The sequence below is a fragment of the Diaminobutyricimonas sp. LJ205 genome, from assembly GCF_009755725.1.
Taxonomy (GTDB): domain Bacteria; phylum Actinomycetota; class Actinomycetes; order Actinomycetales; family Microbacteriaceae; genus Ruicaihuangia.
Genome location: NZ_CP046619.1, coordinates 1,942,387 through 1,966,031 on the forward strand (window position 1 = coordinate 1,942,387; position 23,645 = coordinate 1,966,031).

The window sequence follows — 23,645 nt, forward strand, 5'->3', positions numbered from 1 at the left end:
GCCTTCCGTCAGTAAGTGGGCGCGGCCTGGCGCGCATCGGTGGTCGTGGAGTCGGTGACATCCGGAGTCTTGTCGTCGCTGTCGCCGTCCTCATCAAGTGGGAGCGGATTGCGGCCGAGCTTGAGCACGAGCCGGGTCCAAATGACGGCGATGATCCCGTAGATGATCGTGAAGATGGCGATGGAGATGATCACCTCGGTCGCGGTCAACCCCGGCGAGACGCCGTCCTTGGTCTGGAACAGGCCGAACACGAGCCACGGCTGGCGGGCGTTCTCGCTGAAGATCCAGCCGAAACTGTTCGCCGCGAGCGGCAGGATCGGCACCACCGGGACGGTCATCAGCAGCAGGCGGTGGGTGAACTTGCTGCGGTCGAGTCCGCCGCCCTTGCGGGTGAACCAGAGGATGACCAGGGCGAGCAGCGCGGCGAGCATGCCGACGCCGATCATCAGCCGGAACGTCCAGTAGGCCATCGGGATGAGCGGCATGTAGTCGCCGGGGCCGTACAGCTCGGTGTACTGCGCCTGCAGGTTGTTCAGACCCTGTACGGGCGCGTTCGGGTCGCCCATGGCGAGGATCGACAGCATGTACGGAATGTCGAGGGAGAAGAACGGTTCCTCGTCGACCGACCACGACAGCGCGAAGACCGAGAACGGTGCGCCGGCCTGGGTCTCGTAGAGCCCTTCGGCGGCGGCCATCTTCATCGGCTGCACCTGGGTGATGACCTTGCCGAGGATGTCGCCGGTGAGCGACACCGCGGCGGCGCCGGCCAGGGTGACCCAGGCTCCGGCGCGGGCGAGCTTCCGCCAGGCGCTGCGTTCCGCGGCATCCGTCACCGCGTTCTTGCCCCAGGCGCGCCAGGCGCCGATGGCGAGGATGAGCGCGCCGCCGGCCATCGCCGCGCCCGCCATGGTGTGTGGGAAGGCGGCCAGGTTCAGCGGGTTGGTCATCAGGTCGAAGAAGCTGGAGAGCTCCGCGCGATCGGTCTCCTCGTTCACGGTGTACGCGACGGGGCTCTGCATGAACGAGTTGGCGGCGAGGATGATGAACGCCGACAGGGCGGTGCCGATCGCCACGATCCAGATGGTGGCCAGGTGGGCGAGGGCGGGCAGCCGGTTCCAGCCGAAGTACCAGAGGCCGAGGAAGGTGGCCTCCAGGAAGAAGGCGAGCATGCCCTCCATGGCAAGAGTCGGGCCGAACACGTCGCCGTAGAAGCGGGCGAAGTCGCTCCAGGCCAAGCCGAACTGGAACTCCTGCACGAGACCGGTGACGACGCCGACAGCGAAGGTGACCATGAGCACCTTGCCGAGGAACAAGGTCAGCGCCCGGTACGGCTCGCGACCGGTGCGGTGCCAGACGGTCTGCATGACCGCGGTCATCGCGGCCAGGCTGATCGACAACGGCACGAAGAAGTAGTGGTAGATCGTCACAACGGCGAATTGCAGCCGTGACAGGTCAGTCACATCCAGTTCCACGGGTCCTCCGGTCCACCTACGACGTTACGTAGTAATTACTACCACATGTAGTACTTATTCGTGTAGTACGTCATACGTAGTACGGGGAATGTCGTAGAATACGATTTATGGGATTGGGTGAGCTCGAGAACGATGTCATGCGGCAGCTGTGGGCATCCGAGCTCCCGTTGACCGTGCGCGAGGTGCATGAGCGCCTCGCCGCCAACCGCCCGCTGGCCTATACGACCGTGATGACCGTGCTCGACCGGCTCGCCCGCAAGGGAGTCGTCAAGCAGGAACGCAGCGGCCGCGCCTACCTGTACTCCGCCGCGCACAGTCGCGAAGAGATGGCCGCGGAACTGATGCTCGACGCTCTCGGCGATGTTGACGACCCGAGCGCACGGCTCGCCGCCCTGCAGTACTTCGTCGGTCGCGTGGGAACGCGCGAGGCCGAGGCGATCAAAGACGCCCTCGGCGGCGCTGCCCGCCCCCAGTGACCGGCTTCTGGCTCGCCGCGCTCGCCCTGCTGCTGGCAGGGCCGGTGACGGATGCCTTCGGTCGCGCCCGATGGACGGACCGAGCTCCGCGCGCCGCCGTTGTGCTGTGGCAGGCAATCGCGATCGCGGCCGTGCTCGCGGCGATCGGCAGCGTGCTTGCCCTTCCCGAGGAACTGCTGCGGCTGACCGCCAGTCAGGACGAACTGCAATTCGGGCCTGACCTCGTCGCGGCCGCCACGATCGCGGCGATCATGGCCGGCACCATCGTGCTGCGGCTCATCATCTCGCTCGGTCGGCTCGCGATCAGCACGCGGCGCCGTCGCCAGCGTCACCGTGACCTGGTCGACCTGATCTCCCAAGCGGACGCCACCCGTCAGGCCCTGGACCTGCGGATCCTCGATGGCGAGCACCCGATCGCGTACTGCGTGCCCGGCCGTGAGGCGCGGGTTGTCATCTCGACCGGCACGACGGCGCTGCTGTCAACCGAACAGGTGGATGCCGTCGTCGCGCACGAACGGGCTCACCTGCGAAGCCGTCATGACCTGGTCATCGAGGCGTTCACCGCATTGCACGCGGCGTTCCCGCGGTGGGTGCGTAGCCGCCTTGCCCTCGACTCGGTGCGGACGCTCCTGGAGATGCTCGCCGATGACAATGCTGCCCGGCTGCACGGCCGCGGTGTTGTTGCGAGCGCGATCACCGCGATGACTGCAGCGGATGACACGGAAGCAACCGCCCGCATCCGTCGCCTCGAGGTGTCCACCCCGACCGCTGTCACCCAGCCGCGACGCCGGCTGGCGGCCGCGATGTACGCCGGTGCGGCCGCGGTGCTGCTCATCCCGACGGTGTCGCTCGCGATGCCGTGGCTGACGGACGCCTACGCCGCGCTGCCGCTGTAAGTTCGCTCGCCCCCTGATGGACCCGCACTGTCCGGCAGTTCCTAGGTGGTGCTGCCGCGGTAAACCGTCTAGGACCCCGCGATAACGAACAGCAGGGGCCCGAGGATGATGAGGCCGACGAGCAGGAGCATGAACAGCGCCGGCACCAGAGCGAGTACAGCAAACGTGCATGCGACCGCAGCAATGGGTGCCCGGCAGTTCGCACGCTTCGCCTTCTTCAACTCGAGGATGGAGAGGACGAGCATGAGAATCGCCACGACAAACCCGACGCTGGTTCTGATGTCCAACCACGAATCGACGAAGGTGAGCGTCACCTCTTCCTTGACGAAAGACGACGCTACGAGCACGAACCCGATGATCGCGATCACGGCCGCGATCCAGGCGAGCGGAGTGTTTCGAACCGGACGTGCCGCCGTTCCGTCAACTGCAGCGGTATCTGTCATCGGTGGCATCCGTTTCACTTGGCGGCGGTCGTAGTCATGATCCTTGCTCACACCCTTTCATAGGTGCTGTCCTGAGCTTCGGCCGTCGCGCGTCGTTGAGCCACCGCAACCATCACGAGTAGCGCAAGGAGCGCCGCGGCGCTGACAGCGTAGAGCGGTGCACCCCACGGGCTGTGGGGAGCGCCGGTGGTGTGAAACGTGTCGGCAATTCCCATGCCCGCTGGGAAGGAGGCCGCCCAGAATGTGGGAGCAGCAAGCACGAGCAGCACCAGATCCGCCTGCACAACCTGCGGTAACCGCACGGAAAGGCGCAGTACCGCGGCGATGAGTATGCCAGCAGCCAGGACTCCCCCGATGATCGCCCAACCGATCACCAACGAAGTCCCGAGTGACTCGCTCGCGCGCGCCAACCCTTGCTCAATCTCGGAGAGGGTTGCTCCGGGAACTGCCGCGAGCGGGTTCCACACCAGGATCTGGAGCGAGCCGGCGATCGCGTATCCGACAGTCACCACGAATCCGATGGCGGCAGCCATGATGACAGCGCTGCGGTCTCGAATAGCGCTCATTCCGCGAGGGTATCGGTGGGCCGGCAGCGGAGCAATCAGACGCAACGCCGGGCGTGACGACCTCGCTGCGCACCATCGGCGCACGGGCGTTCGACCTACCGCGGCGTCTCGCGCGGATCGTGCGCCGCGACGGACGCGGCCTTCCGATGCGGGTGCCGGGCGGACGCGACGCTCAGCACGACGAGCCCCGCTGCCAGCACGATGAACCCGGCAACACCGCTGGCGCTGAGCTGCTCCTGCAGGACCAACAGCGCCAGCAGGCTCGCGGTGAGCGGCTCGGCCAGGGTGAGCGTCGACACGGTAGGCGCGGACAGCAACGCCAGCCCGCGCCCGAACAGCACATAGCCGAGCGTGGTCGTGATCAGGCCCAGCCACAGCGCCATCGCGATTCCGGCGGGAGTGCCGAGCCAGGCGACATCCGTGAGCAGCAGGATCGGCAGGCTGGCCGCGGCTGCGGTGCCGAAGAGTGCGCCCATCGAGGCATCCGCCCTCCACCCGCGCACAAGCAGCGCCTTGGCCGCCAGCGTATACACCGCGTAGGACGCCCCCGCGCCAATCGAGCCGGCGAGCCCGACAGCGCTGATGCCGGATGCCCCGGCCTCCAGGATCCCGCCCAGCAGAGCCACGCCGAACGCCGAGATAACGGTCGCGATCAGCCACGGCGTGCCCGGGTAGCGCCGGGTCAGCGCCCAGTCGAGCGCCCCGGTGATCACCGGGGCGGAGCCGAGAGCGACCACGGTTCCGATTGCGACGCCGTTCTCGGCGGTGCCGAGGAAGAACGCCGGCTGATAGGTGACGATCCCGGCCGCGCCGATCGCGATGATTAGCCAGGTCGGCAGGCGGAACCGGCCACGATCGGCGAGCGAGTGCCGCGGCGTGCGCCGCGCAGCCGCCCAGGCGATCAGGGCTAGTGCCCCTCCCCCGATGACAATGCGGGCGGCGCCGAGCGAAACCGGCGAGACGTCAGGGCCAAGCGCCTGCGCTGTGCCGGTCGTGCCGAAGCAGACCGCGGCCAGCAGTACGAACAGGACGCCCCTCACGGCTCGATTCTGGCAGGTGCACGGAGGCGTCTGCGCGAGCGCGCTGAAAGCGACCGACCACGGCAGCGTCGGTGGCTCTGACGACGTTAGGAACGCGAGCGCTTGACGAAGCCGTACAGAACGACCGCACCGAGAGGCCGATCAGATCAGCCCACGCACGAGTCAGGCTCGAACGCCCCGCCGCGGAATCCTCGCTGGGTCCCCGTTCTCTCAGGCGGCGTCGGCCGCGGTGGTCCAGAGCCCGAGCACGTTGCCCTCGGTGTCGCGGAAGTAGCCAAAGTAACCCATACCGGGGATCGCGGTCTTCGGCTGAACGATGGCACCGCCGAGTGATGTGATCCGCTCGAGTGTGGCAGAGATGTCGTCGACGTCGACAGTGATGATCGGATGCACGAGGTCGCCCGAGCGCTCGAACAAACCGCCGTTGATGGCGCCCGCCTGCAGCGGCACCTGCGTCGTCTCATCGACCGGGGTCGTCTGCACGTTCGTGTACCCCAGATCGGGCAACGCGTCGAGGCGCCAGTCGAACGCCGCGTTATAGAACTGTCGTGCCCGAGCCTCGTCATCCGCGGGGATCTCAAAATGCACAACTCCGGACATGGCCCGCCTCCTCTTCGGCTGCGCGGCACCTCCGCGCCAGTCCGGAGTCTAGCCCTGCACCGCGGAGGGCCGGAAGAGTACAGTCGGGCGACGGCAGCGCTCGCGGGCACGACCGTTGGCGGCTCAGCGCAGGCGCTGACAGAACGCGCAGAAGTGCGAACCGCGGTTCATGAACTGCTCCCGACGGATGCTGCGGCCGCAACGCGGACAGGGCCTGCCGTGCTGTCCGTAGGCGTTCAGCGAATGCGCGAAGTAACCGGATGCCCCGTTGACGTTGACGTACTGCGCGTCGAAACTCGTCCCACCCTCGGCCAGCGCCTTGGTGAGCACCAGCCGGACCTCGGCCAGCAGGGTTTTCGCCCGCGGTCGGCTCAGGCTGCTCGCCGGCTGGTCGAAGTGGATGCGCGCCGCCCACAGCGCTTCGTCGGCGTAGATGTTGCCGATGCCGCTGATGAGGCTCTGGTCGAGCAGGACGCGTTTGATTCCCGAGTTGCGACGCTTCAACGCGGCCAGGAAGGCGGCGTCGTCGAACGCCGGGTCGAGCGGGTCGCGTGCGATGTGGGCCACCTGCGCCGGCACGGATGCGCCGGGGTCGCCGTATCCTCCGGGCGCGCCGTCCGGGGTGGGCAGCAGCGGGACGATCGACATCGAGCCGAAGATGCGCTGGTCGACGAAGTTGAGCCGGAGCTCTCCGTGGGAGGGGTGCTCGATGTCGAGCCGGATACGGGTGAGCCGGTCGTCTGGCTGGGCGCGGTCGCGGAGGAGGACCTGGCCGGACATGCCCAGGTGGACGACTAATGCTTCGGGGGTGGGGGTTTCAGCAGGCTCGACCAACGGTTCAGAGGAAAGCGGCAGCCACAGGAACTTGCCCCGGCGGACGGCGGCCCGGATGCCACGACCCTCGAGGCGGTCGATGAAGTCCTCGGATGGGCCCGCGTGCCGGCGCAGGCTGCGCTCGTCGTAGACCGAAACAGCGTGGATGGTGGCATCCGTGACCGCCGGTTCCAGACCGGCGCGGACCACCTCGACTTCGGGCAGTTCGGGCACGTCAGTCGCCGACGGTTTGCTGCAGCACCGCCCAGGCTTCAAGAGCACCGGCCATCTCGGCCTGCTTCTTGCTGGTGCCTGCGCCGTGCGCGACGACGTTTCCGGCCACGAGGACTTCGGCGGTGAACACCTTTGAGTGGTCGGGGCCGGTGTTGCTCACCCGATAGCTCGGAGCGCCGAGGCCGAGCCTGGCGGCGAGTTCTTGCAGGCTGGTCTTCGGATCCATCGCCGCACCGAAGCGGTCGGGGTCGTCGAGCAGCGGGGTGATCAGGCGCAGCACGAGTGCGGTCGCCTCATCCGGCCCCCGGTCGAGGTACGCGGCACCGATGATCGCCTCGACGGTATCGGCGAGGATCGACGACTTGTCGCGTCCGCCGGTCATCTCCTCACCACGGCCGAGCCGGATGTGGTCACCGAGGCCGATCCGTCGGGCCACCTCGGCGAGGGCGACACTGGAGACCAGGCTGGCCCGGCGCTTCGCGAGGTCACCCTCGTCGAGGTCCGGGTTCTCACGGAACAGTTTGACCGTCACCGCCTGGCCGAGGATCGAGTCACCGAGGAACTCAAGGCGTTCGTTGTGCCGTCCGCCGTGCTCGTACGCATACGAACGGTGGGTGAGCGCAACTTCGAGCAGGTCAGGATCGATCTGGATCTGGAGCGCGGACACCAAAGCGGCCCGGCTGGGCCCAGCCGATTCGGACGAGGGCACAGACACGGGCCGGATTTCGGCGTGCTTAGACGTCGGCGACCTTGCGGCCCTTGTACTCCATGTACAGGGCGGTGCCGGCGGAGTCCTCAACGACCTTGGCGCGGTGCGGCAGGCTGTAGACGACCTTGCCGTTCTCGATGGTCTTGACGAGCGCGACCGGAGCCGCCTTCCACTGCGAGCGGCGGGCGTGGGTGTTGGCTCGCGACTGCCTGCGCTTGGGAACGGCCATGGTTATCTCTTCTCTCTATCGGCGCGGGTGTCCGCGCCTTCATCGTCGGATGCGGCTGCCTGGAAGCCTTCGAGCGCAGACCATCTCGGGTCGAGCACTTCACTGGGTTTCCTGTCCGGATGATCCGCCAGGCGCTCCCCCGTCACCGGGTCAAGTCCTGGGCAGTCCGGCCGGCAGACCGGCTGGAACGGCAGTGACAGCACCACCGCGTCCCTGACTACTGGTTCAAGATCCACGTGGTCATCGTGAACCGTGTAGTCAAAAGCTTCGTCGAAAGAATACGCGAAAAGCTCCTGAAATTCGACTTCGACCGGCAGGGCGATGTCAATCAGGCATCGGACGCACTGCCCGGTCGCCACGGTTTCGATGTCGGCGGAGACCAGAATGCCGTCATGCAGGCCTTCGAGTCGCACGTCGAGGGTCACCGGAGTGCCCTCCTTGACGGTGACAACGCCGTCGCCCAATTGCTCGGACGCGGTGATCTCCATCCGGTGCTCTCGCATCTGACCCGGACGGTGCATGATGTCATGCGCCGCGAGGGTGTACGGAGTGGACTTGAACGCAGGCATAGCGATCAATTCTAGCGGCTCTGGCTACAGACTGTTCTCCACCACCAGGAAGGCCTGGTCGTACAGGTCGAGCGCCTTGGCCACCTCTGCCGGAGTCACCACGCACGGCGGCACGACGTGCAGGCGGTTGTCGGACGTGAACGGCAGCAGCCCGAGCCGCATCAGCTCGGACTTCAGCTGGGCCACGACAGCGCCTGCCACCGGCTTCCGGGTATCGCGGTCCTCGACCAGGTCGAGCGCCCAGAACACACCGAGCCCGCGAACCTCGCCGATGATCGGGTGCGCCTCCTGCAGCGCGGCGAGCCCCGGTGCCAGATCCTCCTCACCGATCGCGCGTGCGTTCTCGATGATCCCCTCGTCCTCCATCGCGTCGATGGAGGCGACGATCGCGGCCATGGCGAGCGGATGTCCCGAGTAGGTGAGCCCACCCGGGTACACCTTGTCGGTGAAGACATCGGCGATCGCGGGCGGGATGAGCACACCACCCGCGGGCACGTAACCCGAGTTCACTCCCTTGGCGAAGGTCACCAGGTCGGGGACCGTGTCGAAACCGTGGAAGGCGAACCACTCCCCGGTGCGTCCGAACCCGGCCATCACCTCGTCGAAGATCAGCAGGATGCCGTACTTGTCGGCGATCTTCCGCAGGCCGGGCAGATACCCGGGCGGCGGCACCAGCACGCCTGCGGTGCCCGGCACTGTCTCGACCAGGATCGCGGCGATCGACTCAGGCCCCTCGGCCTGGATCACGCGCTCGAGGTGGTGCAGTGAACGCTCGGTCTCCTGCTCGGGCGAGTCCGACCAGAACTCAGACCGGTACGGGAACGGCCCGAAGAAGTGCACGTGCCCGCGCGCGTACTCGTTCGGCACCCGGCGCCAGTCGCCGGTCGCGACGATGGCTCCGCCGGTGTTGCCGTGGTAACTGCGGTAGTGGCTGAGCACCTTGTCACGGCCGGTCGCAAGCCGCGCCATCCGCATTGCATTCTCGTTGGCGTCCGCCCCACCGTTGGTGAAGAAGACCTTGCTGAACTGGCCGCCGGCCTTGGCGAGGATGCGTTCCGCCGCCTCACCACGAGTCAGGTTGGCGTGCGCGGGGGCGACAGTGGCCAGTACGTCGGCCTGCTTCTTGATCGCCTCGATCACCTTCGGATGCCGGTGACCGATGTTGGTGTTCACGAGCTGGCTGGAGAAGTCAAGGTAGCGCTTGCCCTCGAAATCCCAGATGGTTGACCCCTCGCCACCCGCAATGACGAACGGATGCAGCGAGCCCTGCGCCGACCAGGAATGGAAAACATGCGCCCGGTCGAGCTCGTAGGCGCGTTCCCCCGCCGCCGGGTCGGATGGTTTCGTCTCGTGCTCGGTCGTCTTGTGCTCGGTCATTGTGCTCCCTTTACAAAATGCCGGTGTCCCCGGAGCATCTCATGCCCCGGGGACAGCATGGCGTTAGTTGCCGCCTTCTTCCAAGGTGACCTCAATCGGTTCGAAGTCCTCGCCTGTCACGTCGATGTCCTCCTCGGCGAGTTCGTCGAGCGCCCGTTCGATGTACTCGTTGGTCCAGGCTGACGCGGGCGGTTCGCTGGTGATCAGGCGCGCACCGCTCTCGTTGACGGCGCTCAGCGCTGCCTGCACCGTCGCGTTCCAGGACTCCTCGTTGATCACGCCGATGCCATCGGGCGCCGGCCAGATCAACTTGTTGGTCTCGTTCGCCATCCACAGCTCGTGACTTGGACCCCAGCCGGAGCCGGCATCGAGGGTGATCTGCGCGGCATCCTCGGGATTGTCGCGCGCGAACGCCCAGCCCTTGATGACGGCCTTGAGGAAGGCCACCGTGGTGTCCTGGTACGCCTCATCGCTCTCCAGCCGTTCGGTGTCGGCCCAGATGGCGTCCTGCAGCATGGCGCCGACGGTGTCCTCGTAGCTGATCACGTTGAAGTCCTCGGCCGTGTACAGCTCACCGGTCTCGGGATCCGTCGTCTCGAGCAGTTGGGCGTACTCGTTGTAGGTCATCGCCTGTGCGGCGTCGATGTCACCCTGCAGGAAGGCATTCATGTTGAAGTCCTGCGTGATGATCTCCACCGTTGTCGAGTCGAGCCCCTCCTCAGCCATGGCGGCGAAGATCTCCCACTCATTACCGAAGCCCCAAGAGCCGATCCTGCGGCCCTCGAAGTCGGCGACGGACTCGATCCCCGAGTCGGCCCACGACACCTGCAGGGTGCCCGAGCGTTGGAAGATCTGCGCGATGTTGGTGACATTCGCGCCGGCCTCGATCGACCCGAGCACCTTGGGCACCCAGGCGATCGCATAGTCGACGTCACCGTTGGCGAGGGCGTCCTGCGGCACGATGTCACCGCCGGACGGGATGATCTCGACTTCCAGACCCTCCTCTTCGAAGAAGCCCTCCTCCTGGGCGGCGAAGTAACCGGCAAACTGCGCCTGCGGCAGCCACTGCAGTTGCAGCTTCACCTGGGTGAGTTCGTCGGCGCCCTCGTCATTGGCGGTGGAGGTACAGGCTGACAGGACGAGCGCCGCGGCAAGGCCTGCGGCACCGAGTGTCGCGTAGCGACGTGTGCTGTGTTTCATGTCGATCCTTCCTGCTTGGTGTTTTCGGGTGAGTCAGGAACGTCTGGCGGTCACCGCCCGCTCGAGCGCGAGAGTGATCAGGTAGAACACCAGCCCGAGCACAATGCCGGCGACCACATAGGCCCAGGCGCGCGGGTAGGCGCTTGACGCCGCCGAGGTGGAGATGAGTCCCCCGAGACCGCCGCGCGGTCCCCCGAAGTACTCGGCGACCAGCGCGGAGATCACCGCGAGCGATGAGGCAACGCGGATGCCGGTGAAAACGAACGGCGTCGCCGTCGGCAGCGTGACAGTGCGCATCACCTGCCCGCGGCTGGCCGCGTAGGCCCGCATCAGGTCGCGGTGCACCGGCAGGGTCTGGCGCAGCCCGCGCAGCGTGTTGATGAACACCGGCACGAAGGCGGCGAGCGCGGCGATGGCCTGCCTGCCGAACTGGGAGCCGGCGCCATACATCGAGTTCAGCACCGGGGCGAGCGCGACGATCGGGATGACCGCCAGCGCGGCGACGAGAGGAGCGCTCATCCGGTCGACGATGCGGCTGATCGCCGCGAACACGGCGAGCAGGATGCCGAACAACGAGCCGACGACCAGGCCGATCAGGGCATTCAGCCCGGTGATCGCGGTGGCGGCGACCATCGACGGCCAGAACTCGGTGATCTCCTCGATGATCGAGGCCGGACTGGGCAGCAGGTAGTCGTCCACTCCGCCGACGGTCACCAGCAATTGCCAGATGCCCAGTACCAGCACACCGGCGACGACCGGCGCAATGATCCGCAGCGTCCGGTCACGGGAGACGCTCGCGGTGCGCATCAGCGGATCTCCACTCCGCGCGGCGCACCGGTCGCCGGTGAGCCTTGGTGCAGCGCCTCGCGCACGGCGGTGACCATGTCGAAGAACGCGTGCTCTTCGCGCAGCTCCTCACCGCGTTCGGTTCCGAGTCGCATGGGCAGGATCTCCTGGATGCGGCCAGGGCGCGGCGACATGACCACTACCCGGTCGGAGAGGAACACCGCCTCGGGGATGGAGTGGGTGACGAAGACCACCGCCGCGCCGGTCTCATGGCGGATGCGCACGAGCTCCGCCTGCATCCGTTCCCTCGTCATCTCATCCAAGGCCCCGAACGGTTCGTCCATCAGCAGCAGGTTCGGTTTTTCCGCCAACGACCGGGCGATGGCGACGCGCTGCTGCATTCCTCCCGACAGTTGATCCGGGAACCGGTCGGCGAACTCGCCGAGGCCGACGAGGTCGACCAGCTCGGCCACGCGAGCCCGCCGTTCGGCCTGGCTGACCCCATGCATGGCGAGCGGCAGTTCGATGTTCGCCGACACCGTGCGCCAGGGCAGCAGCCCGGCCTGCTGGAAGGCGATGCCGTAGTCCTGGTCGAGCCGCGCCTGGCGGGCGCTCTTGCCGAAGACCTGCACGGATCCCGTGGTCGGCTGGTCGAGGTCGGCGATCAGGCGCAGCAGTGTGGACTTGCCGCATCCGGATGGACCGATCAGTGACACGAATTCCTTGGCCCCGACGGTGAGGTCGATGCCTTCGAGCGCGTGGACCTGACCGGACTTGGTCTCGAACACCTTGTCCACGCCGGTGACCGTCACAGCGTTCATGCGTTCACCTCAACCCGGCGGTAGTCCTTCAGGATCACACCGAGCAGGGCGATCGACCCGGCGGCGACGAGGCCGAGCACGATGGACCCGAAGATCGGCCCCCACGCCTTGGCCGGATCGCCGGAGGCCTGGCCGGCGTACTGGATGAGGATGCGTCCGATGCCGCCCTGCAGACCCGTCGACACCTCGGCGACGACAGCCCCGATAACCGCGCTCGCGGCCGCGAGGCGCAGCGCGGGAAGGATGTATGGAACTGCCGCGGGCAGCCGGAGGCGTATGAGGGTCTTCCACCAGCCGACGGCGTAGGTGTGCATCAGGTCGACGTGGATCTGATCAGGCGACTGCAGCCCGCGCAGTGTGCCGACGGCGATTGGGAAGAACGCCAGGTACGAGGCGATCAGCGCAACCGACATCCAGTCCTGCCATTCGAACGCGCCGATCTCGATGCGCGACCCCCAACTGCGCACGACCGGGGCGAAGGCGATCAAGGGAATCGTCTGGCTGAGGATGATCCAGGGCAGCAGCCCCCACTCGGCGATCTTCCAGCGCTCCATGACCAGGGCCAGCGCGATTCCGACCACCAGGGCGACCGCCCAGCCGGCTGCCGCGATACCCAGGGTCAGCAGGGCGGCGAGCGCGACCTCGAGCCAGAGCGGGCGGGCCCCACTCGCCCGGGTGACCGGTTCACCGAGCCGGGCGATCATGTCCCAGACGTGCGGCATGGCCAGATCGGTGGTGCGCGGAAGGATGCGCGCCTGACCGATGAGCACGCCGTCGGAAGGGCCGAGCAGCTTGTAGAGCTCCCACAGGGCCGCAACCGCGCCGATGCCGAGCGCCCCGAAGCCCCACACCGCGAGCGTGCGCCGCGGCGATCGGCGACGTCGCGGCGGAATCCGGCGCTCGGTGCTCATCTCTTCGCCGCGATGTGTTCCCGGAGGGCTGGCATCACGGTCTCGCCGTAGACGCGCAAGGTCTCCTCCTTGTTGTCGTGCTGCAGGTAGCCGGCGAACTGGTCGGCACCGATGTCCTTCAGCGCCTTCAGCTTCTCGATGTGGTCGGCGGCGGTGCCGAGCACGCAGAACCGGTCGACGATGTCATCGGGCACGAACTGGGTGTGCACATTGCCGGCCTGGCCGTGCTCGTTGTAGTCATAGCCCTCGCGGCCCTTGATGTAGTCGGTGAGGGCATCCGGAACCGCGCCGTGCTCGCCGTACTTGGCCACGATGTCGGCGACGTGGTTGCCGACCATGCCGCCGAACCAGCGGCACTGGTCGCGCATGTGCTGCCAGTCATCACCGATGTACATCGGTGCCGCGACGCAGAATTTGACCGACATCGGGTCCCGGCCCGCTGCTTCCGCGGCATCCCGGACCGTCTTGATCATCCAGGCGGCGATGTCGAGGTCGGCCAGCTGCAGGATGAAACCGTCACCGACTTCGCCGGCCAGTTTCAGGGCCAGCGGACCGTACGCGGCGACCCACACGTCAAGCCGGGAGCCCCGGCTCCACGGAAACTGAATGGTGGCGCCGTGGTAGTCCACCGGGCGGCTGTTCGCGAGCTCCCGGATGACGTGGATCGATTCGCGCAGCTCCTTCAGCGTCGTCGGCGCGCCGTTGGTGACGCGCACCGCGGAGTCGCCACGGCCGATGCCGCAGATGGTGCGGTTGCCGTACATCTCGTTGAGGGTGGCGTACACGGATGCCGTGACCGTCCAGTCGCGGGTGGCCGGGTTCGTCACCATCGGGCCGACCATGACGCGTTTGGTCTGGCTGAGGATCTGGCTGTGGATCACGTAGGGCTCCTGCCAGAGCAGGTGCGAGTCGAAGGTCCAGACATGGCTGAACCCGTATTGCTCCGCCATGCTCGCCAGGTGCACGGTACGGGAGGCAGGCGGATTGGTCTGCAGTACTACTCCGAAATCCATGATCGCCTCAGATCAGGTACTGGCTCAAGCCGCGCTTGAGGAACTTGCCGTCGCCCTTGGCCCCCAGGTACTGGTTGCCATCGACGACGACCTTGCCCCTGGAGAGCACCGTGTCAACGTGCCCGTCGATCTCGTAGCCCTCGTACGCCGAGTAGTCCATGTTCATGTGGTGGGTCTTCTCGACACCGATCGAGGTGTGCCCGTTCGGGTCGTAGACCACGATGTCGGCATCCGCCCCCGGTTGGATGACACCCTTGGTGCCGTACAGGCCGAACATCCGCGCCGGGGTGGTGCTGGTCAGTTCCACCCAGCGCTCGAGGGTGATCTCGCCGGTGACGACGCCCTGGTACATCAGGTCCATCCGGTGCTCGATGCCGCCGATGCCATTCGGGATCTTGCGGAAGTCGCTCACACCGAGCTCCTTCTGGTCCTTCATGCAGAACGGGCAGTGGTCGGTGGAGACCATCTGCAGGTCATTGGTGCGCAGCGCCTGCCACATCGAGGCCTGGTGGCCGTCCTCGCGGGAGCGCAGCGGCGTCGAGCACACCCACTTGGCGCCCTCGAACCGCCCCCACTTCTCGCTCGAGGCACCGAGCTGGTCCTCGAGCGACAGGTACAGGTACTGCGGACAGGTCTCGCCGAAGACGTTCTGTCCCTTGTCGCGCGCCCAGGCGAGCTGCTCGACCGCCTGCTTCGCCGACACATGCACGACGTAGAGCGGGGCTCCGGTGAGTTTGGCGAGCATGATCGCGCGGTGCGTCGCCTCCTCCTCCATCTCCCAGGCTCGGGCGATGCCGTGATAGTACGGATCGGTGTTGCCCTGCTCGACGAGTTGCTGTGCGAGCACATCGATGGCTGGACCGTTCTCGGCGTGCATCATGGTCAGCATGCCGGTGTCGCGCGAGACCTGCATTGCCTTCAGGATCTGCGCGTCATCGGAGTAGAACACCCCCGGGTAGGCCATGAACATCTTGAAGCTGGTGACCCCTTCGTCTGGCAGGCGCCTCAGGGCCTCGAGTGAGTCGGTGGTGACATCCCCGACGATCTGATGGAAGCCGTAGTCGATCGCGCAGTTGCCGGAGGCCTTCTCGTGCCAGGCGGCGAGGCCGTCCTCGAGGCGCTGGCCGTAGGTCTGCACGGCGAAGTCGATGATCGAGGTGGTTCCCCCGTGCGCGGCGGCGCGGGTGCCCGTTTCGAAGGTGTCGGATGCTTCGGTGCCGCCGAACGGCAGCTGCATGTGGGTGTGCGCGTCGATGCCGCCCGGGATCACGTACTTGCCGTTGGCGTCGATCACGGTGTCGACGTTCTGCTCCACGTTGAAGCCGAGCAGGGTCGATCCGGGAGCGAGCACCGCGGCGATGGTGCCGCCGTCGACGAGGACGTCGGCGGCCGCGGTGCCGGTGGCGTTCACAACGGTGCCGTTCTTGATGAGAGTCTTCATGGCGTCTCCCTACGGCTTCGGAATCGACGTGTAGGAATCGGGCCGGCGGTCGCGATAGAACTGCCAGTTGTTGCGCACCTGGCGGATCATGTCGAGGTCGAGATCACGGATGACGAGGTCTTCATCCTCGTCGCTGCCGTACTCGCCGACCAGGTTGCCCTGCGGGTCGACGAACTGGCTGGAGCCGTAGAAGTTCACGGCGAGCTCGCCGTACTCGTTGTCCTCGGTGCCGACGCGGTTGGGCGCGGCGATGAAGTAGCCGTTCGCCGCGGCGGCCGCGGGCTGCTCGAGCTGCCACAGCCGGTTCGACAGGCCCGGCTTGGTGGCATTCGGGTTGAACACGATCTGGGCGCCGTTCAGCCCCAGCTCGCGCCATCCCTCGGGGAAGTGCCGGTCGTAACAGATGTAGACGCCGATGGGGCCGACCGCGGTGTTGAACACCGGGTAGCCCAGGTTGCCGGGACGGAAGTAGAACTTCTCCCAGAACTTGTCGAGGTTGGGGATGTGGTGCTTGCGGTACTTGCCGACGATGCTGCCGTCCGCATCGATGACGACGGCGGTGTTGTAGTAGACGCCAGGCATGTCCTCCTCGTAGATCGGGAGGATGGTGACGATGTTGTGCTCCTTCGCCAGCGCGGCGAAGCGTTGCACGATGGGCCCGTCTGCGGGCTCGGCGTATTCGTAATACTTGGCATCCTCGGTGATGCCGAAGTACGGCCCGTAGAACAGTTCCTGGAAGCAGATGACCTGCGCGCCTTGCCTGGCGGCCTCCCGCAGGAAGTCCTCGTGCTTCTTGATCATGGACTCTTTGTCACCCGTCCATGTCGTTTGGGTGATTGCTGCTCGGACGATGGTCATGAACCCTCCAGTCGCTAGCTCGTTGGCGTAAACCTAGACTCGCCCGCGCGGCGGGACAAGACCCCGCGTAGAGTAGAGAACATCTCGACCCCTCACGCCAGGTCTGGCGCGGCGTGCTGATTCCCCGGTTGGAACAGCTGGTTCGATTCCTATGGCTGCGTCCGCGACATCCGTTCGATGCGCGACTCGAGGAGTCCCATGCCCCGCCGCTTTGCCTTCATCCCCCTGTCAGCCGCCGGGATTCTGGCGCTCGCCGGCTGCACCGCCGCGCCCGCGCCGGCGACCCCGGCTGACACACTGCCGCGGATCGTTGTCGTCGACAATTGCGGCTTCGAGCTCACGCTCGACAGCGCTCCCGAGCGGATTGTCACAATAAAGTCCACGACGACCGAAATGCTGCTCGCGCTCGGCCTCGCCGACCGGATCGTCGGGGCCGCGTTCCTTGACGGACCGGTGCCAGATCGCTGGGCCGACGATGCGGCGAACCTGCCCATGATCAGCGATTTTGCACCGGGGCAGGAGGCTGTGCTCGAGCTTGAGCCGGATCTCGTCTACGCCGGATGGGAGTCGAATCTCACCGCGGACACCGCCGGGGAACGCGACACCCTCGCCGCGCTCGGCGTCGACAGTTACGTGGCGCCGTCGGCCTGTAAGGACCCGGGCTACCAGCCCGACAAACTCACCTTCGACGTGCTCTTCGACGAGATCACGGAAGCCGGTCGAGTGTTCAGAGCCGCCGACGCCGCCGCCGCGCTCATCGCTGAGCAACGGGCAGCGCTCGCCAGTCTCGAACCGTCGACCGCAGGGCTGTCAGCGCTCTGGTATTCCTCCGGCACGGACACGCCGTACGTCGGCGCCGGCATCGGCGCACCGCAGATGATCCTCGAGGCGGCCGGGCTGAGAAACGTCGCGGCAAACGTACGTGACACCTGGACGTCGCTCGGCTGGGAAGCGATCATCGAGGCGAACCCGGATGTCATCGTGCTCGTCGACGCCTCCTGGAACACCGCCGCCACGAAGATGGACCTGCTGCGCTCGAACCCGGTCACCGCGCAGCTAGAAGCGGTCAAGAACGAACGCTTCATCACCATCCCGTTCGCTGCCGGTGAGGCCGGCGTGCGCAATGTGGACGCGGTCGTCTCGATCACCGCCCAGCTGGACGAGCTCGGCCTTGGCCGCGGACTCGACTGAGCGGATGCCGACCACCCGTCCCCGCTGGTCGAGCTTGCCGAGACCAGGCCTCGGCAAGCTCGACCAGCGGCAGCTTAATCGCCGCCGCACCTGGGGCTGGGCAGCCGCGCTTCTCGCCATCCTGCTGGCCTCGATCGTCGCCGCGATCTGCTTCGGTGCCGCGGACATCCGCCCGCTCGAGGTGTTCCAGTCGGTTGCCGCGCACCTCGGCTTCGGGGAGAGCCCTCTCAGTGTGCTGCGCGACGGCATCGTCTGGGAGTTACGCCTCCCGCGCGTGCTGACGGCCGCCGCCGTCGGTGCCGGCCTTGCGATCAGCGGTGCGGTGATGCAGGCGCTGACTCGCAACCCGCTTGCCGACCCGTACCTGCTCGGGTTGTCGTCGGGCGCGTCACTCGGGGCGGTTGCCGTGCTGCTGCTCGGACTCGGTCTCCTGCTGCCGGTCGCCGCGTTCATCGGTGCCTTCGCCGCGTTACTCGCCACGCTGCTGCTGGCAGGCGCATCGGGCGGGGTCACCCCGACCCGCACGGTCCTTGCCGGCGTCGCGGTCTCGGCGCTGGCGGCCGCGGTGACGAGCCTGGTGATCTTCTGGTCGGCGACCGGCGACTCGTTCCGGGAGATCCTGTCCTGGCTGCTCGGCTCGCTCGCCGGAGCGGATTGGACGACCGTCGCCATCGCCGGTGGGGCGCTGCTCATTGTCGGGCTGCCGGTGTTGTTCAGCGGCGGCATCCTCGACGGCTTCGCCTTCGGTGACACGACCGCCTCTGCGCTCGGCATCAACGTCGCCGGCACGCGCTGGCTGCTGCTGGCCGCGACCGCGCTGCTCACCGGCGCGATGGTGTCGGTGAGCGGATCGATCGGATTCATCGGGCTGGTGCTGCCGCATGCTGTGCGGCTGCTCACCGGCTCGCGTCATCGGGTGCTGCTGCCGCTGTCGGCCCTCGCCGGCGCGATCGTGCTGATCTGGGCGGACACGCTGGCGCGCACGCTGTTCGATCCGCGGGAACTGCCGGTGGGCATCGTCACCGCGATCATCGGCGCGCCGGTGTTCGCGGCGCTGCTGACCAGGAAGGCCACCGGATGACGCTCACGGTGACGGATGCCGCGATCACGCTCGGCGCCCGCAGAATCGTCGATGCGGTGAAGCTTGCCGCGCCCGGTGGTGGGCTGACCGCGCTGGTCGGACCGAACGGTGCTGGCAAGACCACCCTGTTGCGCGGGATCGCCGGGCTGCTGCCGCTTGAAGCCGGAGCGGTCGGGTTCCAGGGGGACGACCTGCTCGCGCTCGGACGCCGTGCCCGGGCGCGGGTCGTCGCGGTGGTCGAGCAGGAACTGCATGCCGAGACCGCGCTGACGGTACGGGCGGCCGTCGAACTCGGACGCACCCCGCACCGGTCGCTGCTCGCAGCAGCGAGTGCCGCGGACGATGAAGCGGTCACCGCCGCCCTCGCGACGGTCGACATGGCCGACTTCGCCGACCGGCTGTTCGACTCGCTGTCCGGCGGCGAGCGCCAACGGGTGCACCTGGCCCGCGCGCTCGCTCAGGAGCCGCGCCTGTTGCTGCTGGACGAGCCGACGAACCATCTGGATATTCGGGCGCAACTGTCAACGCTCGAACTGCTGCGCCGACTCGCCCGGGGCGGGGTGACCGCGGTCGCGGCGCTGCACGATCTCACGCTCGCGGCCACTTACGCCGACCAGGTCGTGGTGCTGGCCGGCGGGCGTGTGGTTGCCACCGGTGACCCACGTTCGGTGCTCACCGCGGACCTGATTCACGACGTGTATGGGGTGCAGGCTACGGTGCTGGAGCATCCGTTCTCCGGCCGCCCGGTGATCGCCTTCGCCCCAGAGGAGGACTCATGAGTGGTGCAGCCTTGAAGATCGCCGTGCTGGCCGGCGGCGTCGGCGGCGCCAAGTTCGTGCGCGGTTTGCGGCACGCGGCGCCCGACGCCGACATCTCCGTGGTTGTGAACACCGGCGACGACATGTGGCTGGCCGGGGTGCGGGTCTGCCCGGACCTCGATTCGATCATGTACGCGCTCGCCGGGGTGAACGACGCCGAGCGGGGCTGGGGTCGCGCCGGGGAGAGCGAGCGGGTCGCGGCCGAGTTGACGGCATACGGGGTCGGCTGGCCGTGGTTCACCCTCGGTGACCTTGACCTCGGCACGCACCTCGCGCGCACCAGCCTGCTGCGCGATGGGCTGACCCTGACGGAGGCCACCGCGCGGCTGAGCGCACGCTGGGACCTCGGAGTGCGGCTGCTGCCGATGAGCGACCAGCGCGTTGAGACGCACGTCCGCACGGCCGAGGGGTTGCTGCATTTCGAGGAATGGTGGGTGCGCACCCGGGCGCAGCTGCCCGCGCTCGGCTTCGAGCAGGTGGGCGTCGCCGAGGCACGGCCGACGGATGCAGTGCTCGAGACTCTCGCCACTGCGGATGTCGTGGTGCTCGCCCCGTCGAACCCGGTCGTGTCGATCGGGACGATCCTCGGCGTGCCGGGGCTGCGGGCGGCGCTCATGGCGTCGCCGGCGCCGGTGGTCGGGGTGTCCCCCATCATCGGCGGCGCGGCGTTGCGTGGCATGGCGGCCGAGTGTCTGAGCGCGATCGGTGTCGACGTGTCGGCTGACGCGGTCGCACGGCACTACGGCGCGCGGTCCGGTGGTGGGCTGCTCGATGGCTGGCTGGTCGACGACGCGGATGCTTCGGTGGTTCCCCGGCTCGGCGGCGACGGCATCCGCACGGTTGCTCGCCCGCTGTACCTGTCCTCACTGGACGAGTCGGCGGCGATCGCCCGCGCGGCCCTGGACCTCGCGCGCGGCTGAGCGACCTCGCCTCCCCCCAATGAGGTTGCGGACCGGTCAGTCGAGGACGGCTCTGGTGTGCCGGCCGAGGCCGAGAGTCCGGGCAATGTCCAGGTCGGCGAGGCTGTCGACGTCGCGGCGGAGTCCGGATGTCTCCGGCACGGCCAGCACGACGTGTCCAGACTGCTCGTGGGCGCTGCGTGAGCCCTCGCCGAACCGGGGCACGAGCGAGTCCGCCCGCAGGGCCGTGGTCAGCGTGGAGCCGGTGCCCGCGGCATCCGGAACCAATGCCAGCGGATGCTGCGCAGCCATCTCCAGCGCCGCATCCAATTCGTCGGGGCGAAGCGCGGGCAGGTCGGCGAGCAGCACCCCACCGGGTGCGGCCGGGTCCAGCACCGCGAGTCCGGCGCGAATGGCGGCGTTCAGCCCGTGCCGCGGGTCAGCCATCAGCTCGACCCGCTCCGGCAGGCCGGCCGCGAGTTCCTCATCGGCGGTGACCACCACGACTCGGCCGACGCTTGTGGCTGTGAGCACCGCGTCGAGCGCGTCGAGCGCGAACGCCACGGCGAGCTCACGCCGGTCAGCGGCATCCGCGACGTCCAACCGCGACTTGCCGATCGCGCCCTTGATCGGCAGCACGAGGGACCAGGCGGGCATAGTTCCCCGAGCCTATCCGCCCCCAACAACCCCCATTTCATGAGTTAGCCGAAAATGCTAGTGCGCGGCGCGAACAACTAGCATTTTTGGCTAACTCAGCGAGTGGGCGGGGGGCTACTGCAGCGTGGAGGCCGCGCAACGCCGACTTGCCCACACCGGCCGGTTTCTCCCACGCCAGCCAGTACGTGCGGCTGGAGGACATCGCCGAAAGCATTCCCTGCGGTCCCGACCTGGACGAACTGGTCGACGCGGTCCGGCCGTTCGTCGACGCGGGCTTCACCGATGTCGCGCTCGTCCAGGTCGGCGATCAGACCCAGGAGGCCTTCCTCGGCGAGGCCGCCGGCCCGCTGCTGGAGAAGCTCCGCGCGCTCGAGCCGCCCGCTGGTCAACGCAATCCCGCGGTTTGAGCTTGCCAGACCGGTCTCGGCAAGCTCGACCGACGGAGTGGCTACACCCGGGTGCGCTGCACTCGGTAGCTCGCCCCGCGGTGCTCGTCCGGCAGCCGGTCGCCGCGGCCGTGCAGCTTCTGCCGCAGCGTTCCCGGCTCGTACTCCCCCGGGTAGGCGCCGCGCTTCTGCAATTCCGGGACGACGAACTTCACGACGTCTTCGAAGGTGCCAGGGGTGATCGCGTACGCCAGGTTGAAGCCGTCGACATCCGTGTCCTCCACCCAGCGGATCAGCTCGTCGGCGACCTCAGCACCCGAGCCGACCAGGTCCGGGCCGAGCCCACCGATCGCGCCGTGCTCGCCGATGTCCCGCACGGTGAACTCGCGGCCGAGATCGGCAGAAGCCTGAAAGTTCGCGATCACCGACTGGATTGCGTTGCTCTGCACATTGCCGACCGGCTCGTCGAGTTCGTACTGCGACAGGTCGATGCCCATCCAGCCGGACATGAAGACCAGCGCCCCCTCGGCGCTCGCATAGGACCGGAAGTCGTCGAACTTGGCGCGTGCCTTCTCGGGAGTCTCATCGGTGACGATGGTCAGCAACGTGTAGATGCGGGCCGCATAACGGTCCCGTCCGGCTGCCTCGAGAGCATCCCGGATCCGCTTCACGACCCCCGTCAGCACCTCCTTGGTGGGCGCGGCGACGAAGATCGCCTCGGCGTTTTCCGCGGCGAAGCCGATCCCTCGCGATGATGCGCCGGCCTGGTAGATCACCGGCGTGCGTTGCAGCGACGGCTCGGAGATGTGGATGCCGGGAACCGTGAAGTGCTTGCCCCGGTGTCCGATCTCGTGCACCTTCTCCGGGTCGGTGAACACGCCGGTCTCGCGGTCGCGCACCACGGCGTCGTCCTCCCAGGAACCCTCCCACAGCTTGTACAGCACCTCGAGGTACTCGTCAGCATGGTCGTAGCGGTCGTCGTGCTCGAGTTGGTCCTCGTGCCCCATGTTCCGGGCGGCCGACGGGAGGTAGCCGGTGACGACGTTCCAGCCGACGCGTCCCTTGGTCAGGTGGTCCAGCGTCGTCATCCGCCGCGCGAACGGGTACGGGTGCTCGTACGCGGTGCCTGCGGTGACCCCGAAGCCGAGGTGCTCGGTGACCAGCGCCATCGCCGAGACGAGCATCATCGGGTCGTTCACCGGAACCTGGGCGCCGTGCCGGATCGCGGCCTCGTTGCTGCCGCCGTACACGTCGTAGGTGCCGAGCACGTCGGCGATGAAGATGCCATCGAAACGGCCGCGTTCGAGCAGCTTCGCGAGCTCGGTCCAGTACTCGAGGTCCTTGTAGCGGTACGACTGGTCGTCGGGGTGGCGCCATAGCCCCGAGGACTGGTGGGCGACACAGTTCATGTCAAAGGCGTTGAAGCGGATCTGCCTGGTCATGCGCTCCATGGTCGGCGGGATCGGCCGGATGCGATAGCCGACCCGTCACAGGACGTCATACGGTGACGCCGTGTGACGGAGGGCATCGACAGGGGCGGATGCATCGATCTAGCGTCTGGGCATGGCAACTGATCCTCGCTCCCCGCTGACCGTCGTCGGAGTCTCCGGCAGCCTGCACCGGCCATCGAAGACGACCGCCCTGGTGACCGAGATCATCGCCGCGGTCGGACGGCAGCACCGGATCGATCCGCACCTTATCGAACTGGACGAACTCGGCCCGCAGCTGGCCGGCGCCATCCGCCGCGACGAGTTGCCGGACGCGGTCGAGGAGGAATTGCGCCGGATCGAGACGGCCGACCTGCTGGTGGTCGCGAGCCCCGTCTACCGGGCCTCATTCACCGGGCTGTTCAAGCACTTGTTCGACTTCATCGGCCAGTACGAGCTGGTCGACACGCCGGTGCTGCTGGCAGCCACCGGCGGCAGCGACCGGCACGCTCTGATCCTGGAGCACCAGCTGCGCCCGCTGTTCGGCTTCTTCCAGGCGCTCACCCTGCCGCTCGGCGTGTACGCGTGTGACTTGGATTTCACCGATTACCGGATCTCGAACCCCGACCTCGCCGAACGCATCGAGACCGCCGTTGCCCGGGGGCTGCCGTTGGTCATCCGCGAACCGGTCACGGTCGACCGTCCCGCCTGGTGGTGAGCGCAGGGTCCCGT

27 protein-coding genes are annotated in these 23,645 nt (G+C 67.5%); 8 read left to right on the forward strand and 19 right to left on the reverse strand.

Features of this window, described 5'->3' with window-relative positions:
• Nucleotides 1-8 precede the first annotated feature (8 nt).
• Nucleotides 9-1,460, reverse strand: coding sequence for a cytochrome ubiquinol oxidase subunit I (locus GO591_RS09375; RefSeq protein ID WP_198295450.1), 1,452 nt, complete (start codon nucleotides 1,458-1,460; stop codon nucleotides 9-11).
• A gap of 119 nt (nucleotides 1,461-1,579) precedes the next feature.
• Between GO591_RS09375 and GO591_RS09380 the strand changes: the two genes are divergently transcribed.
• The gene (locus GO591_RS09380) at nucleotides 1,580-1,948 is read left to right on the forward strand and encodes a BlaI/MecI/CopY family transcriptional regulator (protein ID WP_157156573.1); all 369 of its coding nucleotides are present in this window, start codon (nucleotides 1,580-1,582) and stop codon (nucleotides 1,946-1,948) included.
• A complete protein-coding gene (locus GO591_RS09385; protein WP_157156574.1) occupies nucleotides 1,945-2,844 on the forward strand; it encodes a M56 family metallopeptidase in 900 nt (299 codons plus the stop codon). Before GO591_RS09380 ends, GO591_RS09385 begins: the two co-directional genes overlap by 4 nt.
• A 68-nt stretch (nucleotides 2,845-2,912) precedes the next feature.
• On the opposite strand, the gene GO591_RS09390 is transcribed toward GO591_RS09385, so the two are convergent.
• From GO591_RS09390 to GO591_RS09465, 16 genes are all read right to left on the reverse strand, one after another.
• The gene (locus tag GO591_RS09390) at nucleotides 2,913-3,287 is read right to left on the reverse strand and encodes a hypothetical protein (RefSeq protein ID WP_157156575.1); all 375 of its coding nucleotides are present in this window, start codon (nucleotides 3,285-3,287) and stop codon (nucleotides 2,913-2,915) included.
• Between the two features lie 47 nt (nucleotides 3,288-3,334).
• Nucleotides 3,335-3,853 (reverse strand): hypothetical protein, encoded by a 519-nt coding sequence (locus tag GO591_RS09395; RefSeq protein ID WP_232466120.1) that lies wholly within the window; start codon nucleotides 3,851-3,853, stop codon nucleotides 3,335-3,337.
• Nucleotides 3,854-3,948: 95 nt separating this feature from the next.
• On the reverse strand, nucleotides 3,949-4,893 hold the full coding sequence (locus tag GO591_RS09400) for a DMT family transporter (RefSeq protein WP_157156576.1): 945 nt from the start codon (nucleotides 4,891-4,893) through the stop codon (nucleotides 3,949-3,951).
• Nucleotides 4,894-5,103: 210 nt separating this feature from the next.
• Nucleotides 5,104-5,493, reverse strand: a complete 390-nt coding sequence (locus GO591_RS09405) for a VOC family protein (protein ID WP_157156577.1) — start codon at nucleotides 5,491-5,493, stop codon at nucleotides 5,104-5,106.
• Nucleotides 5,494-5,616: 123 nt separating this feature from the next.
• A complete protein-coding gene (gene mutM, locus GO591_RS09410) occupies nucleotides 5,617-6,540 on the reverse strand; it encodes a bifunctional DNA-formamidopyrimidine glycosylase/DNA-(apurinic or apyrimidinic site) lyase (protein WP_157156578.1) in 924 nt (307 codons plus the stop codon).
• Nucleotide 6,541: 1 nt separating this feature from the next.
• The gene (gene rnc / locus GO591_RS09415; protein WP_370455350.1) at nucleotides 6,542-7,210 is read right to left on the reverse strand and encodes a ribonuclease III; all 669 of its coding nucleotides are present in this window, start codon (nucleotides 7,208-7,210) and stop codon (nucleotides 6,542-6,544) included.
• A gap of 64 nt (nucleotides 7,211-7,274) precedes the next feature.
• Entirely contained in the window at nucleotides 7,275-7,478 is a 204-nt protein-coding gene (rpmF, locus tag GO591_RS09420; protein ID WP_157156579.1) for a 50S ribosomal protein L32, read from the reverse strand.
• A 2-nt stretch (nucleotides 7,479-7,480) separates the two neighbouring features.
• Complete coding sequence (locus tag GO591_RS09425; RefSeq protein ID WP_157156580.1) at nucleotides 7,481-8,047, reverse strand: YceD family protein; 567 nt, start codon at nucleotides 8,045-8,047, stop codon at nucleotides 7,481-7,483.
• Between the two features lie 24 nt (nucleotides 8,048-8,071).
• Nucleotides 8,072-9,424, reverse strand: coding sequence for an aspartate aminotransferase family protein (locus GO591_RS09430; RefSeq protein WP_157156581.1), 1,353 nt, complete (start codon nucleotides 9,422-9,424; stop codon nucleotides 8,072-8,074).
• Nucleotides 9,425-9,487: 63 nt separating this feature from the next.
• The gene (locus tag GO591_RS09435; protein WP_157156582.1) at nucleotides 9,488-10,624 is read right to left on the reverse strand and encodes an ABC transporter substrate-binding protein; all 1,137 of its coding nucleotides are present in this window, start codon (nucleotides 10,622-10,624) and stop codon (nucleotides 9,488-9,490) included.
• A 33-nt stretch (nucleotides 10,625-10,657) separates the two neighbouring features.
• Nucleotides 10,658-11,431, reverse strand: coding sequence for an ABC transporter permease (locus tag GO591_RS09440; protein ID WP_157156583.1), 774 nt, complete (start codon nucleotides 11,429-11,431; stop codon nucleotides 10,658-10,660).
• Complete coding sequence (locus GO591_RS09445; protein WP_157156584.1) at nucleotides 11,431-12,231, reverse strand: ABC transporter ATP-binding protein; 801 nt, start codon at nucleotides 12,229-12,231, stop codon at nucleotides 11,431-11,433. The genes GO591_RS09440 and GO591_RS09445 overlap by 1 nt, the downstream gene beginning before the upstream one ends.
• The gene (locus GO591_RS09450) at nucleotides 12,228-13,142 is read right to left on the reverse strand and encodes an ABC transporter permease (protein WP_157156585.1); all 915 of its coding nucleotides are present in this window, start codon (nucleotides 13,140-13,142) and stop codon (nucleotides 12,228-12,230) included. Before GO591_RS09450 ends, GO591_RS09445 begins: the two co-directional genes overlap by 4 nt.
• Nucleotides 13,139-14,155 (reverse strand): TIGR03842 family LLM class F420-dependent oxidoreductase, encoded by a 1,017-nt coding sequence (locus tag GO591_RS09455; protein WP_157156586.1) that lies wholly within the window; start codon nucleotides 14,153-14,155, stop codon nucleotides 13,139-13,141. The genes GO591_RS09450 and GO591_RS09455 overlap by 4 nt, the downstream gene beginning before the upstream one ends.
• Before the next feature lie 7 nt (nucleotides 14,156-14,162).
• Nucleotides 14,163-15,596 carry a dihydropyrimidinase gene (hydA, locus tag GO591_RS09460; RefSeq protein WP_157156587.1) on the reverse strand — a complete coding sequence of 478 codons (1,434 nt, stop codon included), beginning with the start codon at nucleotides 15,594-15,596 and terminating at the stop codon, nucleotides 14,163-14,165.
• 9 nt (nucleotides 15,597-15,605) lie between these two features.
• The gene (locus GO591_RS09465; RefSeq protein ID WP_157156588.1) at nucleotides 15,606-16,454 is read right to left on the reverse strand and encodes a nitrilase-related carbon-nitrogen hydrolase; all 849 of its coding nucleotides are present in this window, start codon (nucleotides 16,452-16,454) and stop codon (nucleotides 15,606-15,608) included.
• A gap of 198 nt (nucleotides 16,455-16,652) precedes the next feature.
• On the opposite strand from GO591_RS09465, the gene GO591_RS09470 reads away from it, so the two are divergent.
• From GO591_RS09470 to cofD, 4 genes are read left to right on the forward strand one after another with little or no spacing between them, the layout of a single operon-like run.
• Nucleotides 16,653-17,645 (forward strand): putative F420-0 ABC transporter substrate-binding protein, encoded by a 993-nt coding sequence (locus GO591_RS09470; RefSeq protein ID WP_157156589.1) that lies wholly within the window; start codon nucleotides 16,653-16,655, stop codon nucleotides 17,643-17,645.
• Nucleotides 17,646-17,649: 4 nt separating this feature from the next.
• A complete protein-coding gene (locus GO591_RS09475; protein ID WP_157156590.1) occupies nucleotides 17,650-18,726 on the forward strand; it encodes a putative F420-0 ABC transporter permease subunit in 1,077 nt (358 codons plus the stop codon).
• The gene (locus tag GO591_RS09480; protein ID WP_157156591.1) at nucleotides 18,723-19,505 is read left to right on the forward strand and encodes an ABC transporter ATP-binding protein; all 783 of its coding nucleotides are present in this window, start codon (nucleotides 18,723-18,725) and stop codon (nucleotides 19,503-19,505) included. Before GO591_RS09475 ends, GO591_RS09480 begins: the two co-directional genes overlap by 4 nt.
• Nucleotides 19,502-20,464, forward strand: a complete 963-nt coding sequence (cofD, locus tag GO591_RS09485; protein ID WP_157156592.1) for a 2-phospho-L-lactate transferase — start codon at nucleotides 19,502-19,504, stop codon at nucleotides 20,462-20,464. Before GO591_RS09480 ends, cofD begins: the two co-directional genes overlap by 4 nt.
• A gap of 36 nt (nucleotides 20,465-20,500) precedes the next feature.
• Here cofD and cofC read toward each other — a convergent pair whose 3' ends face one another.
• The gene (gene cofC / locus GO591_RS09490; RefSeq protein ID WP_157156593.1) at nucleotides 20,501-21,100 is read right to left on the reverse strand and encodes a 2-phospho-L-lactate guanylyltransferase; all 600 of its coding nucleotides are present in this window, start codon (nucleotides 21,098-21,100) and stop codon (nucleotides 20,501-20,503) included.
• Nucleotides 21,101-21,246: 146 nt separating this feature from the next.
• On the opposite strand from cofC, the gene GO591_RS09495 reads away from it, so the two are divergent.
• Nucleotides 21,247-21,507 (forward strand): LLM class oxidoreductase, encoded by a 261-nt coding sequence (locus tag GO591_RS09495; RefSeq protein ID WP_370455244.1) that lies wholly within the window; start codon nucleotides 21,247-21,249, stop codon nucleotides 21,505-21,507.
• A gap of 41 nt (nucleotides 21,508-21,548) precedes the next feature.
• Here GO591_RS09495 and GO591_RS09500 read toward each other — a convergent pair whose 3' ends face one another.
• Nucleotides 21,549-22,928, reverse strand: a complete 1,380-nt coding sequence (locus GO591_RS09500) for an LLM class flavin-dependent oxidoreductase (protein WP_157156594.1) — start codon at nucleotides 22,926-22,928, stop codon at nucleotides 21,549-21,551.
• 121 nt (nucleotides 22,929-23,049) lie between these two features.
• Here GO591_RS09500 and msuE point away from each other — a divergent pair, with 121 nt between their 5' ends.
• Nucleotides 23,050-23,631 carry an FMN reductase gene (gene msuE, locus GO591_RS09505; protein WP_157156595.1) on the forward strand — a complete coding sequence of 194 codons (582 nt, stop codon included), beginning with the start codon at nucleotides 23,050-23,052 and terminating at the stop codon, nucleotides 23,629-23,631.
• Nucleotides 23,632-23,645 lie beyond the last annotated feature (14 nt).

Excerpts from the sequence above, each read along its gene's own strand:
- GO591_RS09405 (WP_157156577.1), bottom strand. The coding sequence starts at position 5,493 with ATGTCCGGAGTTGTGCATTTTGAGATCCCCGCGGATGACGAGGCTCGG.
- GO591_RS09440 (WP_157156583.1), bottom strand. The coding sequence starts at position 11,431 with ATGCGCACCGCGAGCGTCTCCCGTGACCGGACGCTGCGGATCATTGCG.
- hydA (WP_157156587.1), bottom strand. The coding sequence starts at position 15,596 with ATGAAGACTCTCATCAAGAACGGCACCGTTGTGAACGCCACCGGCACC.
- cofC (WP_157156593.1), bottom strand. The coding sequence starts at position 21,100 with ATGCCCGCCTGGTCCCTCGTGCTGCCGATCAAGGGCGCGATCGGCAAG.
- GO591_RS09435 (WP_157156582.1), bottom strand. The coding sequence starts at position 10,624 with ATGAAACACAGCACACGTCGCTACGCGACACTCGGTGCCGCAGGCCTT.
- msuE (WP_157156595.1), top strand. The coding sequence starts at position 23,050 with ATGGCAACTGATCCTCGCTCCCCGCTGACCGTCGTCGGAGTCTCCGGC.
- GO591_RS09455 (WP_157156586.1), bottom strand. The coding sequence starts at position 14,155 with ATGGATTTCGGAGTAGTACTGCAGACCAATCCGCCTGCCTCCCGTACC.
- GO591_RS09395 (WP_232466120.1), bottom strand. The coding sequence starts at position 3,853 with ATGAGCGCTATTCGAGACCGCAGCGCTGTCATCATGGCTGCCGCCATC.
- GO591_RS09480 (WP_157156591.1), top strand. The coding sequence starts at position 18,723 with ATGACGCTCACGGTGACGGATGCCGCGATCACGCTCGGCGCCCGCAGA.
- GO591_RS09380 (WP_157156573.1), top strand. The coding sequence starts at position 1,580 with ATGGGATTGGGTGAGCTCGAGAACGATGTCATGCGGCAGCTGTGGGCA.
- rpmF (WP_157156579.1), bottom strand. The coding sequence starts at position 7,478 with ATGGCCGTTCCCAAGCGCAGGCAGTCGCGAGCCAACACCCACGCCCGC.
- GO591_RS09465 (WP_157156588.1), bottom strand. The coding sequence starts at position 16,454 with ATGACCATCGTCCGAGCAGCAATCACCCAAACGACATGGACGGGTGAC.
- GO591_RS09430 (WP_157156581.1), bottom strand. The coding sequence starts at position 9,424 with ATGACCGAGCACAAGACGACCGAGCACGAGACGAAACCATCCGACCCG.
- GO591_RS09445 (WP_157156584.1), bottom strand. The coding sequence starts at position 12,231 with ATGAACGCTGTGACGGTCACCGGCGTGGACAAGGTGTTCGAGACCAAG.
- GO591_RS09425 (WP_157156580.1), bottom strand. The coding sequence starts at position 8,047 with ATGCCTGCGTTCAAGTCCACTCCGTACACCCTCGCGGCGCATGACATC.
- GO591_RS09500 (WP_157156594.1), bottom strand. The coding sequence starts at position 22,928 with ATGACCAGGCAGATCCGCTTCAACGCCTTTGACATGAACTGTGTCGCC.
- cofD (WP_157156592.1), top strand. The coding sequence starts at position 19,502 with ATGAGTGGTGCAGCCTTGAAGATCGCCGTGCTGGCCGGCGGCGTCGGC.
- GO591_RS09475 (WP_157156590.1), top strand. The coding sequence starts at position 17,650 with ATGCCGACCACCCGTCCCCGCTGGTCGAGCTTGCCGAGACCAGGCCTC.
- GO591_RS09470 (WP_157156589.1), top strand. The coding sequence starts at position 16,653 with ATGCCCCGCCGCTTTGCCTTCATCCCCCTGTCAGCCGCCGGGATTCTG.
- GO591_RS09450 (WP_157156585.1), bottom strand. The coding sequence starts at position 13,142 with ATGAGCACCGAGCGCCGGATTCCGCCGCGACGTCGCCGATCGCCGCGG.
- GO591_RS09390 (WP_157156575.1), bottom strand. The coding sequence starts at position 3,287 with ATGACAGATACCGCTGCAGTTGACGGAACGGCGGCACGTCCGGTTCGA.